Genomic DNA, 14,925 nt, shown 5'->3' with positions numbered 1-14,925 from the left:
TGATGAGAAATTTTATGCAAAACTCTACCCTATATCCTACCGTTTATGTGCTTGGTAATGGTCAACTCGGCAGAATGTTACGTTATGCAGGAGCTCCATTAGATATTCATGTCCAGCCGCTTGAATTTAATGCGCCCGTATTTGATTTACCCAAAGATGCCATCATCACCGCGGAAATTGAACGTTGGGAAAAAACACCGTTAACCGAATTATTAGGTCACCATAAAAATTTCGTTAATCAGAATGTTTTTGGCTTATTGGCTGATCGTTTTACCCAAAAATCTTTACTGGATGAACTCAATCTCTCTACCTCACCATGGTGTTTGTTAAAAGATAAAACGCAATGGCCTGAAGTATTTAAAAACGTGGGCGAAAAAGTCGTGGTAAAACGTCGCACAGGTGGTTATGACGGTCGTGGTCAATGGATTATCACTGAAAATAATCAAAGTGATATCACAGACGATTTATTCGGTGAAGTTATCGCAGAAAAATTTATTCCTTTTGATTATGAAGTCTCTATTGTAGGCGCAAGATTTAAAAACGGTGAAAAACGCTTCTACCCAGTGACACATAACCTACAGCAAAATGGCATTTTACGTTACAGTGTGACAGATATTTCATTCCCTCAACAACAAAGCCAACAAATTCAGGCTGAATCTATGCTCGGGAAAATCATGGATAAACTTGAATATGTAGGCGTAATGGCGATGGAATGCTTTGTGGTGGGGGATAAATTATTAATTAATGAACTTGCCCCTCGTGTGCATAACAGTGGACATTGGACGCAACTAGGCTGTGCCATTAGTCAATTTGAATTGCATCTACGTGCTTTATTAGATTTACCTACACCGTCATTACAACCAATTGCACCAAGTGTCATGGTTAATTTAATTGGTACAGAACATAATCCACAATGGTTGAACACGCCTTTCTCTCAGTTACATTGGTATGGTAAGGAAGTTCGTCCAGGTAGAAAATTAGGTCATATCAATATTACGCATCCTGATAAAACGGTCATTATTCAACAGCTCGAAAAACTTCGCCACGAACTCCCTGAAGACTACCAATCTGGTTTAAATTGGGCGATTGATAAATTAAAATAATTGAAAAAACAACCGCACTTTTTGATGAATATCTAAAAACATCAAAGTGCGGTTGATTTTTATTAGGTTCTTCTTGATAAAATCCATCGACTGAAGTATAAAATTACTCATCTCACAACACATACATAAGGAAAAGCTATGTTTGAACATATCAAAGCGGCTCCGGCCGATCCTATCTTAGGCTTAGGCGAAGCATTCAAATCTGAAACCCGTGAAAATAAAATCAATTTAGGTATTGGCGTTTATAAAGATGCACAAGGTACAACGCCAATTATGCGTGCGGTAAAAGAAGCCGAAAAACGCTTATTTGATAACGAAAAAACGAAAAACTATCTGACTATCGATGGTATTGCAGATTATAACGAACGTACAAAAGAACTCCTTTTCGGTAAAGATTCAGAAGTCATTAAAGCGAATCGTGCAAGAACGGTACAAAGCTTAGGCGGTACAGGTGCATTACGTATTGCTGCGGAATTTATTAAACGTCAAACCAAAGCACAAAATGTATGGATTAGTACGCCAACATGGCCAAACCACAATGCCATTTTCAATGCGGTAGGCATGACAATTCGTGAATATCGTTATTATGATGCTGAACGCAAATCCCTTGACTGGGAACATTTACTTGAAGATTTAAGTCAAGCAAATGAAGGCGATGTGGTGCTGTTACACGGTTGCTGCCACAACCCAACCGGTATTGACCCAACCCCTGAACAATGGCAAGAATTAGCCGCACTTTCAGCAAAAAATGGTTGGTTACCACTCTTTGACTTTGCTTATCAAGGTTTAGCCAATGGCTTAGACCAAGATGCTTATGGTTTACGTGCTTTTGCGGCAAATCATAAAGAATTATTAGTGGCGAGTTCATTCTCTAAAAACTTTGGTTTATACAATGAGCGTGTCGGTGCCTTTACCCTTGTGGCTGAAAATGCAGAAATTGCTTCAACCGCTTTAACACAGGTGAAATCAATTATTCGTACCCTCTACTCTAACCCTGCATCTCATGGTGGGGCGACCGTAGCAACGGTGTTAAATGACCCGCAACTTCGTCAAGAATGGGAAAATGAATTAACTGAAATGCGTGAACGTATCAAAAAAATGCGTCATTTATTCGTTCAGTTATTAAAAGAATATGGTGCGGAACAAGATTTCAGCTTTATCATGGAACAAAACGGTATGTTCTCTTTCAGCGGCTTATCACCTGAACAAGTTGACCGCTTAAAAGAAGAATTTGCGATTTACGCTGTTCGTTCTGGTCGTATCAACGTAGCAGGTATCACTGAAGACAATATTCGTTATTTATGTGAAAGCATCGTTAAAGTGCTTTAATCAATAAAATAAAAAGTGCGGTTAAATTTGACCGCACTTTTTTCATCTCAACATAACAAAATAAAAGGCAGATTTTACTCTGCCTTTTTATCAAATAATTACCATTGGTAACCGATGCTTCCACCCCAGTTTACATCACTGCGGGTATTGATACTTGCACCAACTTTAATCGAAATTTTGTTGTTATCAGAATTTCGACCATAACCAACCGCTAATGCATTTTCATTGCGATAACCACCAACACCAACAGAAACTAAGCTTTTACCTGCTTCATTTGGACGTTGTAAGAAAGAAATCGCTGTCGCACCTGCGATACCTGCACGTAAACGACGATCAACGTGATCAATTTTATTGTCTAAACGATTGATGTTGTTATTAATGTTTTTCACTGCATTATCAACATAACGTTTATTTACTGCATCAGTTGGGTCTTTAGGATCAGCCACATTCACAATACGATTATTGTGAACATCCAAGCCACCGTGTGCATGGACTGTACCACCAACGTTGATATCACCGGTTGTTGTGACATTTGTAAATGTTGGCGTATCAGATACCGCAACACTTAACACTTTGCCTTTTTTGTGGGTTAATTTAATGTTTTTACCCGCATCAAGTGTTAACTTATCCATTTTTGTTGCTGTAGATTGAACCGTTTCTTCTGTTACTTCATTTACAACAGTACCTTCAGATGCACTTGCAGTCACGTTAAATCCACGACCCGCCGCATTTTTAATTTCATCTTTAGTTTTTTGTGAAAGATCCACTTTATAATTGGTCACTGTAGTTACAGTTACACCGTCTTTTCCAGTAACTTTGGTTGGTTCGCCCACTGTTACAGTAATTGCATCTGAGCCTGCTTCAACTGATGCTGAAGTGTCTTTTGCATTCACTTTAATTTCTGCTGCATTCTCACCATCTTTTACAACAACTTCGGTATTTTCACCATTCACAAAATTTACTTTGCCATGGGTATTAATACGTGATGTTTCTGTACCATTGTTTTGAATGTTAAAGCCTGCATTGTAATATGCTTGATATAACTGACTACCATTTACCGCATCATTTGAAGTAGCAGTAATTCGACCCGCACCTACATTTTGGATCTGACGAACAAGTGTTCCATCACCGACAGATACTGCGCCTTTTTGAGTTGAAGAAGTACCATTGTAATTAACTGTTGTACCTGTCGCCTTATCGTCAAAAGAAGATAAGGCTTTTGCTGTCTGATCAAAATTATTGTCTGCACTACTTGAATAAGAACCTAATGTTACAGAGTTTTCATGCGTACCTTTTGCTTGTGTACCAATCACAATAGCGCTAACTGCAGAGGCATTACTTGCTTGTCCAACTGCGATAGCATTAATAGCTGAAGACTGGCTATCTTTACCAATAGCAATTGAATTATCTGATGACGCACTCGCATTAGAGCCAGATGCCAATGCATCACTACCGGAGGCCCTTGCTTTAGCACCTAAAGCCATTGAGCTTCCGCCACTAGCCTCTGCGCCATTACCTAATGCTGAAGCCTGAATAGCACTTGCTTTCGCATCGTTACCTACAGCGGTCGAAACGATTGCACTTGCATTAGCTAAGGTACCTAGAGCCGTCGCACTTTGAGCACCAGCATAAGAACGACGTCCTAATGCTGTTGATTCTCGTCCTTCAGTGACTGCAGCTGAACCCACAGCAATAGAATTATCTGCTCTAGCCGATGCGCCTACACCTAATGCTGTTGCGCCCCATGCTGAAGCTGATGCACTATCTCCCAATGCGGATGCACTTTTTGCAAGAGCTTTCGAGTTTCGACCAACAGCGGTTGCTAGAGCACCTGTTGCATTTGCTGTTGCACCAAAGGCTGAAGCCCCTTCACCATCAGCATAAGATGCCACCCCTACAGCAGTTTGGCTATTTCCACCCGCTTTCTCATTAGAAGTTTTAGCCATTAAGCCAATAGCAATTGCGTTTGCACCTTTACCACTATAGGCTCTATTACCAATCGTCACGCCATATTGAGAATTACCATCAGCTTTATCACCTAAAGTTACTGACCAACGTCCTGTATTTGTAGTATTACCACCAATTACTACGCTCTCAGTTATTTCAGATTTAGCTTTATTACCTAAAACAACAGAATTTCCTGTTGTACCAGTTCCACCAAGAGCGCTCGCACCAATACCACCAACGATATTTCCCTGATCATTTGATACCACATTGGTTTCAGCCATTGCGGTTGTGCTTACACCCGCTAAAACTGCAGCTCCAATAATTACATTTAATGCTTTACGTTTGTCTATTTGAGATGATTTACCCACAGATTTGCTTAGTTCTGAAACAGCAATCCAGCATTGGTTTACTGTATTCCAGATAATTTTAAAAACATGATTCATAATTAATTTCCTATTGTATATAGTTATATTCAAGTACAAATAACCCTGAACAATACCGCACAAGTATAATACAATATTTATTACAATGAATACTAAATTTACATTATTTTACATATCATTCAATAAAACAGTATTTCTCATTGAAAAATAAAGAAATTTACAAATCATCACATAATATACCAAAATGCAGTTACACTTTTTTACAGGAATAAAAAATGGCCATAAAAATGACCATGTTTTTTATATTGAATTACCACTTCTCTAACGCTTCTTTATCGCTCTCTCTTGCTTCAATCCAACGTTCGCCTTGATTGGTTTGTTCTTTTTTCCAGAACGGGGCTTTGGATTTTAAGAAGTCCATAATAAATTCATTAGCGTGGTAGGCGTCACCTCGGTGAGCAGAGCTGATGCCGACTAAAACAATTTCATCGCCAGTATGCAAAAGTCCCACGCGATGAATTACAGATACTCGCTGAATATCCCAACGAGCTTTCGCCTGTTCTACAATTTCACGTAAGGCTTTTTCTGTCATGGCGGGATAATGTTCTAAGTATAAGCTGGATACCTCATCGCCTAAATTAAGATCGCGTACTTTGCCCACAAAAATAACTGTTGCGCCAACCGAATGTTGCTCAGAAAGCCATTGGTAAACGGCATTTTGATCAAAAGGTTGTTCTTGCACTGAAATTTGAATATCCGTCATTTAGCCCCCTGTTACTGGTGGGAAAAACGCAATTTCATCGCCATTTTTGACCGCACTTTCTAATGGCATCAAAGTTTGATTGATAGCGACTAAAAGCTTGCCTTTTTCTAACGCTAACGCCCATCTATCACCTTTTTGAGCAAGATGTTCACGCACCGCTTCCGCTGTTGCAAAATCGCCTTCAAGCTGAATTGAATCTTCCCCAATTAATTCACGAGTTTGAGCAAAAAATAAAACATTTAACATCTTATTTTTCCTCCGCAATAAAATGACCAGATTTTCCACCGCGCTTTTCTAACAGGCGAACGTGCTCGATCACCATGTCTTTTTGTACGGCTTTACACATATCGTAAATGGTTAAAGCTGCTACACTCGCCGCCGTTAATGCTTCCATTTCTACGCCGGTTTTTCCGGTTAATTTGCAAAGCGATTGAATGCGAACTTGATTAGTTTCAAGTAACGGTTCTAAATTCACTTCTACTTTAGAAAGTAATAAGGGATGGCAAAGCGGGATAAGTTCCCAAGTACGTTTTGCAGCTTGAATACCTGCAATACGTGCTGTAGCAAATACATCACCTTTGTGATGTTTGCCTTCCACGATCATGGAAAGGGTTTCTTTTGACATAGTAACAATGGCTTCAGCACGAGCTTCACGAACGGTCTCTGCCTTTGCAGAAACATCCACCATATTGGCTTCGCCTTGAGAATTGATATGCGTAAATGTAGTCATAATAAAATAAAGTGCGGTTAAAATATTGAATGTTTTACATGTGTGACAAAAGCAAAATAAGTGAATAGCAAAATTCACCTATTTTCTTTTAGCCACCGATAGAGGCTAAATGATTTCTTACGCCACTATCACCGATATGCAAATAATGATGTTCACGCTTACCTTGCAATGCAGAAAAAATACGTGCTTGCAAAATATCTTGCTGTTCATGGGATTGCAATAAATCACGTAATTCAATGCCTTCTTCACCGAATAAACAGAGATGAAGTTTGCCCTTCGCTGACACTCTGAGACGATTACAGCTTGCGCAGAAATTCTTCTCATAAGGCATAATTAAGCCAATTTCGCCTGCATAATCAGGATGCGTGAATACTTTCGCAGGACCATCAGTATGGGATTTGTGTTGTAATTGCCAACCGTTTTGCAGCAATTTATCCGCTAATACTTGTCCTGAAAGATGGAATTTATCAAAGAAACTATCCATTTCGCCCGTTTGCATGAGTTCGATAAAGCGCATTTGAATTGGGCGATCTTTCACCCAAACAAGGAATTGTTCAAACTCTTTGTCATTCAAATTTTTCATCAAAACTGAATTGACTTTAACTTTGTTGTAGCCCACTTCAAATGCACGATCGATACCACGCATCACGTCATCAAATTTATTGATGCCTGTAATTTGATGGAACATTTTCGGATCTAAGCTATCAACACTGACGTTAATAGACGTAATCCCTGCTTTCTTCCAATCAGCCACATCTTTTGCCATGCGATAGCCATTTGTCGTGACGGCTAATTGACGGATTCCATCAATATTAGCAATGCTTTCAGCAATAGAAATAAAATCTTTGCGTAAAGTCGGTTCTCCACCCGTTAAACGGATTTTCTCTGTGCCCATTTCAGCAAATGCTTGAGCAAGATGGGTAATTTCTTTTAAAGTTAAGAAACTTGGTTTGTTAGCTTCAGGTTGATAACCATCAGGTAAACAATAGGTACAACGAAAGTTACACTGATCGGTAATCGACAGTCGTAGATAGTAATATTGGCGTTGGAAAGGATCGACTAAGCGAGACTCTCCTACGTTTTTAATAGGAATGGATTGCATTTTACACCTTTCTAAATATGGAGAGGATAAACCGTTTCCAGCGTATCCCTGAATAACGTACCGCGTTATTGGCTTGCCACCATATTTCTTGTGAAACTTAGGCTAAACAAGCTCGGAGTTATGCGTTAAAAATAAATTGTGTTGGTATTGTAATAAAAGCAAGCGGTTAATAGCAATAATTTGGTAGAATAACCCGACTATATTGATAAAAATAACAGCATTAACTTATATAAAAAAATATATAACATTATTTTTTATAATTATTTATAGGTAAAAAAGGAAGAAGAATGTCTGATTTATCTCGTCACAGCCGTCATGAACATTTAGACGAAATCAAACATATTGTTGCCATTGGTGGTGGTCATGGATTAGGGCGTGTATTATCGGCGCTTAGTTTTATGAAAGAGCGTTTAACCGGTATTGTCACCACCACAGATAACGGCGGTTCAACGGGTCGCATTCGCCAAGAACGAGGTGGTATTGCATGGGGCGATCTACGTAATTGCTTAAACCAAATCATCATTGAGCCAAGCACGGCATCTGCATTATTTGAATACCGCTTTACTGGCGAAGGTGAACTTTCTGGCCATAATTTAGGCAATTTAATGCTCAAAGCCTTAGAAGATATGCATATTCGCCCTATTGAAGCCATTAACTTAATTCGTGAATTACTCAAAGTAAAATCTCACATTATTCCCATGTCAGAAGAACCTGTTCATCTTGCCGCGAGTTTAGGTTCTGGCTCCAGTATTGTAGGTGAAGTAAGCATTGATAATTTAACAGAATTACCCCAATCACTTTTCTTAGTGCCCATGGTTAAGGCGGCACAAGAAGCCATCCAAGCATTGGAGCAAGCGGAAGTCATTTTGCTTGGACCTGGAAGTTTCATGACGAGCATTATGCCGCCACTATTGCTACCTGAATTAGCGACTGCCCTTCGTAACAGCAAAGCGAAAGTGATTTTTATAGATAATTTAGGAATGGAAATTGGCGCCGCCTCTCAGCTTTCCTTGTCTGATCGCATTCAGAAAATTCATGAAATTGTTGGCGAACCCGTCATTGATGGTGTCATTACCCCTTATCGTGAAAAAAGTGCGGTAGATTTGTCAGCCATTTCTTCTGTTAAAATCTTAGCTAAACGTTTAAATGCAGATGATGTCAGCTATCGTCACGATCGGACATTACTTGCTAAAGCTATCGATGAATTAGTGGGTGAATTAGATTACGAATAAAAAAACCGCACGTTAAAGTGCGGTCATTTTTTGCTTATTTTTTCCCGAATACTCTCACATTCGTGAAACCATTTTCTTTTAAATAAAGCGCTTGCAGTTTACTCATCACGCCTCGTTCACAGTAAAGCACATAGTTTTTACTTTGATCTAATGAACCGAATTGTGAAGATAATTTATAAAACGGCAATTGCATCACTTGATGCTCATCTGATTCAAATGGATTTTCATCTGTCTCTTCAGGGCTACGAATATCTAAAATAATATCGTTTTCACCAAGCACTGAAATGGTATCCACTTCTACCACTTCTTTCTCTGTTTCTTCTGCAATTTGGCGAATATCTAAATATTGTGCATTTTCAACCGCACTTTCCAATACGCCAAAATCAAAATGATTTTCTTCTTCAAGAATTTTTTCACGTACTGCTTTAATCGTTGGATTTTTAGAAATCACCCCACAGAATTCCGGCATTGATTTAGCAATATCATCGGTACCGATCTCTTTCGCCATTGCGATAATTTGTTCTTTATCATGAGTAATAAGTGGACGTAATACTAATGCATCTGCAGCTTCATCAATTAAACGCAAATTGGTTAAAGTTTGGCTCGAAACTTGTCCGAGTGCTTCGCCGGTAACGATAGCTTGAATATCAAAACGTTGTGCAACTTTACTTGCAGCACGCACCATCATTCGTTTTAACACGACGCCCATTTGGCCGTTATCGACTTTCTCTAAAATCTCGCCCACTACGCCTTCAAAAGGAATGGCAATAAAGCGGACTTTATGAGATGAGCTATAGCGATTCCAAATATGGTAAGCCATTTGTTTCACGCCAATTTCATGGGCTGCACCACCTAAATTGAAGAAACAATAATGCACACGTGAACCACGGCGAATGAGCATATAACTGGATACGCCTGAGTCAAAGCCACCTGAAATCAATGAAAGCACATCTTCTTGCGTCCCAATTGGATAACCTCCTAAGCCAACATGACGAGCTCTTACCAGCATCATTTTGTCATCTTCAATATCAATACGCACCGTCACATCAGGATTTTTTAAGCGTACTTTTGCACTTTCAATATGCTGATTTAAACCACCACCGATATAACGTTCTGCTTCAATGGAACTGAAATCATGTTTCCCTTTACGTTTTACGCGTACACAAAAGGTTTTGTTTTCTAGTTGAGCAGCGACATCCGCTAAGGTCAACTCAAAGATATGATGTAAATCGGTAAACGGTTTTTCTTCCACTTCTAAAAAATGATGAATCCCCGGAATGCGTTGTAAAAGCGCAATCAACTCTTTACGATTGGCTTCATTTTTTGACCGCACTTCGATGTAATCCCAATGACGAACAACCGCTGTTTCTTCATCATATTTCTGTAAAATATTACGTATATTTGAGGTCAAAATTTTCGCGAAACGCTTACGCACGGTTTCGCTTTTAATCATAATTTCAGGAAAAAGTTTAACGATAAATTTCATAATAATCTGTGAATAATAAAAAATGGCCGTATTGTACGCTAAATTCCAGATCCCACAAAGTTCAAATTCTCACGAAAAACTGACCGCACTTTGAAATAAGTTTTTAACATCCCTATAAAAATCAAGTACAATACGGAGCAATTTATTCATCTGAAAAGGATAATTTAATGGCGCGTAAACCAGCAAATGCTGAACCTGATTTTGAAACAACACTTGCACAATTGGAAACGATTGTGACAAAACTTGAAAGCGGTGAATTACCATTGGAAGATGCACTGAAAGAATTTGAAAACGGTATTAAATTGGCTCAACTTGGTCAAGAACGCTTACAACAAGCAGAACAACGTATTCAAATTTTGTTACAAAAAAGCGAAACCGCTCCATTAAGTGATTATCAAGGGGACGAGTAATCCATGAGTTATCAATTCGGCACTGAACTTAAACAAGTTCAAGATCGTATTAATCAGTTTTTAGCCAATCAATTTGAAGAAATTGACTCTTATAATGCCCCTTTGCGTGATGCCATGAAATATGGCTTATTACTAGGCGGCAAACGTGTTCGCCCTTTCCTTGTCTATGCAACGGGAGAAATGCTGGGCGCAGAAATGCCCGCTTTAGATTACGCCGCCGCAGCCATTGAATCTATCCATGCTTATTCTTTAATCCATGATGATTTGCCTGCCATGGACAACGATGAACTTCGTCGTGGTCAACCAACATGTCATATTGCTTTTGATGAAGCGACGGCTATTTTAGCTGGCGATGCATTACAAACTTTTGCCTTTGAAATTCTTACTGAAGCCCCTTCTCTTTCTGCGGAACAAAAATTGCAATTAGTGAAAGTATTGGCTCAAGCATCTGGCGTACAAGGCATGTGTTTAGGGCAAAGTTTAGATTTAATTTCTGAGCATAAACAAGTTAATTTAGACGAATTAGAACTTATTCATCGCAATAAAACTGGTGCATTGCTAACGGCCGCATTAAAAATGGGTTTTATTTGCTCTCCTCACTTTGAAAACAAAGAATTAGGGCAACAACTAGAACGTTATTCACAAGCTATTGGTTTAGCTTTCCAAGTACAAGATGACATTTTAGATATTGAAGGTGACAGTGCGGAAATCGGTAAACCGGTGGGATCTGATTTAGATTTAGATAAAAGCACTTATCCAAAGCTGTTAGGATTAGAGGGCGCGAAACAAAAAGCACAAGAACTCTATCAAACCGCCTTACATGAATTAGACAATTTACCTTTTGATACCACTGCATTACGTGCATTAGCTGAATTTATTGTCAATCGTAAAAGTTAATGGTGACAGCACTGACTTTGATTTTTCAAAGTGCGGTCACTTTTTTCACATTTTAGGACTAACGAATATATGAACAACTATCCTCTTTTATCCTTAATTAATTCGCCGGAAGATTTGCGTCTTTTGAATAAAGATCAGCTTCCGCAACTTTGTCAGGAGTTACGGAGTTATCTGTTGGAATCCGTTAGTCAAACCAGTGGTCATTTAGCATCTGGTCTTGGTACCGTTGAATTAACGGTTGCACTGCACTACATTTTTAAAACCCCTTTTGATCAATTAATTTGGGATGTCGGCCATCAAGCTTACCCACACAAAATTTTGACGGGTCGTCGTGATCAAATGTCCACCATTCGCCAAAAAGGCGGTATTCATCCTTTCCCTTGGCGTGAAGAAAGTGAGTTTGATGTATTAAGTGTTGGACACTCTTCCACTTCAATCAGTGCAGGACTGGGTATTGCTGTTGCCGCAGAACGTGAAAATGCGGGTCGTAAAACCGTTTGTGTGATTGGTGACGGTGCAATCACTGCAGGGATGGCATTTGAAGCCTTAAACCATGCGGGTTCTTTGCATACTGATATGTTGGTCATTTTAAATGACAATGAAATGTCGATTTCTGAAAATGTCGGTGCATTAAATAACCACCTTGCACGTATATTCTCTGGTTCATTATATTCAACGGTTCGTGACGGCAGTAAAAAAATCTTAGATAAAGTACCGACTGTTAAAAACTTTATGAAGAAAACTGAAGAGCACATGAAAGGTGTGATGTTCTCGCCAGAAAGTACGCTCTTTGAAGAACTCGGTTTTAACTATATTGGACCTATTGATGGGCATAATATTGACGAATTAATTGCTACCTTAAGCAATATGCGCGATCTCAAAGGGCCGCAATTCTTACACATTAAAACCAAAAAAGGGAAAGGTTACGAGCCTGCAGAAAAAGACCCGATCGGTTTCCATGGCGTACCAAAATTTGACCCAACAAGCGGCCAACTTCCTAAATCAAATGCCAAACCAACCTATTCAAAAATCTTTGGTGATTGGTTATGTGAAATGGCAGAACAAGACGATAAATTAGTGGGCATCACACCTGCAATGCGTGAAGGTTCTGGCATGGTTGAATTTTCAGAACGATTCCCACAACAATATTTTGATGTAGCCATCGCTGAGCAACATGCTGTTACCTTTGCAGCCGGTCTTGCAATTGGCGGTTATAAACCTGTTGTGGCCATTTATTCTACCTTCTTACAACGTGCTTATGATCAGCTTATTCACGATGTTGCTATTCAAAACTTACCTGTTCTCTTTGCCATCGATCGTGCAGGTATCGTAGGTGCTGATGGTCAAACTCACCAAGGTGCGTTTGATTTAAGTTTTATGCGCTGCATTCCGAATATAATCATTATGACACCAAGTGATGAAAATGAATGCCGCCAAATGCTTTATACCGGTTATAAATGTGGTAAACCTGCTGCGGTACGTTATCCGCGTGGAAATGCAATCGGCGTAGAATTAACCCCACTTGCTGAATTAGAAATTGGTCGTTCAAAAATGGTTCATCAAGGTGAAAAAATCGCGATTCTGAATTTTGGTACTCTCTTACCAGCTGCTTTATCTGTGGCAGAAAAACTCAATGCGACTGTTGTCGATATGCGCTTTGTGAAACCAATTGATGAAGCTCGTATTCTAGAAGTGGCAAATACCCATGATGTCATTGTGACATTAGAAGAAAATGCAATTCAAGGTGGTGCAGGTTCTGCTGTTTCAGAAGTGCTAAATTCTCATGGAAAAACAAGCTCACTTTTACAACTAGGTTTACCTGATATCTTTATTCCGCAAGGCACACAACAAGAAGCGCTTGCTGAAATTAAATTAGATGAAAAAGGGATTGAAGAGCAAATTATTACCTTTATAAAGGGCTAAATTCGTTCATTTTGGTTTAATTTTGATATTTTTTAAATATTTTTTCAAAAATATCGAACTATTTCAAAAACACACAGTCTGATACATTGCTAGTGCACTGCATATTGCAGTTATCTTTTTGAAGTTTCTTATAATTAAGACCTCCCCGCTATTCAAGTTTTGAGTAGCGGTTTTTTCTTTTTTGGAGGTAATAAAAAAGGACGCTTTTCAGCGTCCTAATTTTTGAATCTAAACTTTAAAAATTAAAGTGCAGATTTTGCTTTTTCAACTAATGCAGCGAACGCTACTTTGTCGAATACAGCGATATCAGCAAGGATCTTACGGTCGATTTCAACAGACGCTTTTTTCAAGCCGTTGATAAATTTGCTGTAAGATAAACCATTTTGACGAGCCGCAGCGTTGATACGTGCAATCCATAATTGACGGAATTGACGTTTACGTTGACGACGGTCACGATATGCGTATTGACCAGCTTTGATCACCGCTTGGAAAGCAACGCGATACACGCGTGAACGTGCACCATAATAACCTTTAGCAGCCTTAAGAACTTTCTTATGGCGTGCTCTTGCAATAACACCACGTTTTACACGAGCCATTATTTAATCTCCTATGTAATATTTTTAACTAATTTAACTAATCGTACGTTTTGCTTAAATAACGGCTTATGCGTATGGTAAGCAAGCTACTACTAAAACTTGGTCTGCTTTCGCAACCATTGATTTATGACGTAAATGACGTTTACGTTTAGTTGTCTTTTTAGTCAAAATATGACGTAAGTGAGATTGTTTACGTTTGAAACCGCCAGAAGCTGTTTTTTTGAAACGCTTAGCAGCACCACGTACTGTTTTAATTTTAGGCATTGTTAAAATAACTCCGCATTTTAAGTTAAACACATAATTAGGCGAATCCGAAGATTACTTGTAGGCACTAATTATTCCAATATGGCAAATTGAATTGCCTTCTCCAAAAGCAATTAGGCTGCGTAGTTTGCCCAATGTGCAGTTGTATTCTCACCGAAGTGAAAATTCGATTATCTAGATTAGATCTAAATAAAAAATTATTTTTTCTTAGGTGCTAACACCATTACCGCTTGGCGACCTTCTAATTTACCCGGTGCAGATTCCACAACAGAAATATCAGCTAAGTCATTTTTAACGCGTTCTAACACGTCTAAACCGATATCTTGGTGAGCCATTTCACGACCACGGAAACGTACGGTAATTTTCGCTTTATCACCATCTTCTAAGAAACGAATTAAGCTACGTAATTTAACTTGGTAGTCACCTTCATCAGTACCTGGACGGAATTTAATTTCCTTCACTTGTACAACTTTTTGTTTTTTCTTCTGTTCTTTTGCGGTTTTGCTCTTTTCATAGAGGAACTTGCCGTAGTTCATAATACGACAAACCGGTGGTTCGGCATTCGGACTGATCTCAACTAAATCAAGCGCTGCTTGTTCTGCCATATCTAAGGCTTGTTGAATCGATACAATCCCCGCTTGTTCACCATCTTGGTCAATCAAACGAACTTCTTTTACTCGAATTTCATCGTTAATGCGATTCGGGCGGTTAGCTGCCGGAGCTTTTTTTACGGTTTTGATAATGTTATTCCTTCTATTTA

The 14,925-nt window shown here is 38.9% G+C and carries 15 protein-coding genes and 1 riboswitch; of the genes, 6 read left to right on the top strand and 9 right to left on the bottom strand.

The window, feature by feature from the left end; genetic code table 11:
• Positions 1–14: 14 nt before the first annotated feature.
• Both purK and HMPREF3279_RS01595 read left to right on the top strand, forming a co-directional pair.
• On the top strand, positions 15–1,103 hold the full coding sequence (gene purK, locus HMPREF3279_RS01600; RefSeq protein WP_070867856.1) for a 5-(carboxyamino)imidazole ribonucleotide synthase: 1,089 nt from the start codon (positions 15–17) through the stop codon (positions 1,101–1,103).
• A 138-nt stretch (positions 1,104–1,241) separates the two neighbouring features.
• Positions 1,242–2,432 carry an amino acid aminotransferase gene (locus HMPREF3279_RS01595; protein WP_070867855.1) on the top strand — a complete coding sequence of 397 codons (1,191 nt, stop codon included), beginning with the start codon at positions 1,242–1,244 and terminating at the stop codon, positions 2,430–2,432.
• A 98-nt stretch (positions 2,433–2,530) separates the two neighbouring features.
• Here HMPREF3279_RS01595 and HMPREF3279_RS01590 read toward each other — a convergent pair whose 3' ends face one another.
• The 5 genes from HMPREF3279_RS01590 to moaA form a co-directional block, all read right to left on the bottom strand.
• A complete protein-coding gene (locus HMPREF3279_RS01590) occupies positions 2,531–4,822 on the bottom strand; it encodes a YadA family autotransporter adhesin (protein ID WP_070867854.1) in 2,292 nt (763 codons plus the stop codon).
• Between the two features lie 250 nt (positions 4,823–5,072).
• A complete protein-coding gene (gene moaE, locus HMPREF3279_RS01585; protein WP_005631888.1) occupies positions 5,073–5,525 on the bottom strand; it encodes a molybdopterin synthase catalytic subunit MoaE in 453 nt (150 codons plus the stop codon).
• Entirely contained in the window at positions 5,526–5,771 is a 246-nt protein-coding gene (gene moaD, locus HMPREF3279_RS01580) for a molybdopterin synthase sulfur carrier subunit (protein WP_005625813.1), read from the bottom strand. It abuts the gene before it with no gap.
• A 1-nt stretch (position 5,772) separates the two neighbouring features.
• Positions 5,773–6,255 (bottom strand): cyclic pyranopterin monophosphate synthase MoaC, encoded by a 483-nt coding sequence (gene moaC / locus HMPREF3279_RS01575; RefSeq protein WP_070592470.1) that lies wholly within the window; start codon positions 6,253–6,255, stop codon positions 5,773–5,775.
• Positions 6,256–6,343: 88 nt separating this feature from the next.
• Positions 6,344–7,357, bottom strand: a complete 1,014-nt coding sequence (gene moaA / locus HMPREF3279_RS01570) for a GTP 3',8-cyclase MoaA (protein ID WP_049355725.1) — start codon at positions 7,355–7,357, stop codon at positions 6,344–6,346.
• Positions 7,346–7,487: riboswitch (molybdenum cofactor riboswitch) on the bottom strand. (Overlaps the previous gene by 12 nt.)
• 157 nt (positions 7,488–7,644) lie before the next feature.
• Here moaA and yvcK point away from each other — a divergent pair.
• The gene (yvcK, locus tag HMPREF3279_RS01565) at positions 7,645–8,589 is read left to right on the top strand and encodes a gluconeogenesis factor YvcK family protein (RefSeq protein WP_070867853.1); all 945 of its coding nucleotides are present in this window, start codon (positions 7,645–7,647) and stop codon (positions 8,587–8,589) included.
• A gap of 34 nt (positions 8,590–8,623) precedes the next feature.
• On the opposite strand, the gene thiI is transcribed toward yvcK, so the two are convergent.
• Positions 8,624–10,075, bottom strand: coding sequence for a tRNA uracil 4-sulfurtransferase ThiI (gene thiI / locus HMPREF3279_RS01560; RefSeq protein ID WP_070867852.1), 1,452 nt, complete (start codon positions 10,073–10,075; stop codon positions 8,624–8,626).
• A gap of 167 nt (positions 10,076–10,242) precedes the next feature.
• Between thiI and xseB the strand changes: the two genes are divergently transcribed.
• From xseB to dxs, 3 genes are all read left to right on the top strand, one after another.
• Positions 10,243–10,485, top strand: coding sequence for an exodeoxyribonuclease VII small subunit (gene xseB / locus HMPREF3279_RS01555; protein ID WP_005696153.1), 243 nt, complete (start codon positions 10,243–10,245; stop codon positions 10,483–10,485).
• Positions 10,486–10,488: 3 nt separating this feature from the next.
• Positions 10,489–11,382, top strand: a complete 894-nt coding sequence (gene ispA / locus HMPREF3279_RS01550; protein WP_070867851.1) for a (2E,6E)-farnesyl diphosphate synthase — start codon at positions 10,489–10,491, stop codon at positions 11,380–11,382.
• A gap of 69 nt (positions 11,383–11,451) precedes the next feature.
• The gene (gene dxs / locus HMPREF3279_RS01545) at positions 11,452–13,305 is read left to right on the top strand and encodes a 1-deoxy-D-xylulose-5-phosphate synthase (RefSeq protein WP_070867850.1); all 1,854 of its coding nucleotides are present in this window, start codon (positions 11,452–11,454) and stop codon (positions 13,303–13,305) included.
• Between the two features lie 242 nt (positions 13,306–13,547).
• Here dxs and rplT read toward each other — a convergent pair whose 3' ends face one another.
• The 3 genes from rplT to infC all read right to left on the bottom strand — a co-directional run bounded on the left by rplT (position 13,548) and on the right by infC (position 14,905).
• Positions 13,548–13,901: a 50S ribosomal protein L20 gene (rplT, locus tag HMPREF3279_RS01540; RefSeq protein WP_005596075.1), complete on the bottom strand. Its 354-nt coding sequence runs from the start codon at positions 13,899–13,901 to the stop codon at positions 13,548–13,550.
• A gap of 66 nt (positions 13,902–13,967) precedes the next feature.
• Complete coding sequence (rpmI, locus tag HMPREF3279_RS01535) at positions 13,968–14,165, bottom strand: 50S ribosomal protein L35 (RefSeq protein WP_005596065.1); 198 nt, start codon at positions 14,163–14,165, stop codon at positions 13,968–13,970.
• Positions 14,166–14,362: 197 nt separating this feature from the next.
• Positions 14,363–14,905, bottom strand: coding sequence for a translation initiation factor IF-3 (gene infC, locus HMPREF3279_RS01530; protein ID WP_080351268.1), 543 nt, complete (start codon positions 14,903–14,905; stop codon positions 14,363–14,365).
• Positions 14,906–14,925 lie beyond the last annotated feature (20 nt).

This window comes from Haemophilus sp. HMSC71H05 (assembly GCF_001838635.1).
Lineage (GTDB): Bacteria > Pseudomonadota > Gammaproteobacteria > Enterobacterales > Pasteurellaceae > Haemophilus_D > Haemophilus_D parainfluenzae_R.
This window is presented reverse-complemented; position numbering and strand designations above follow the sequence as displayed.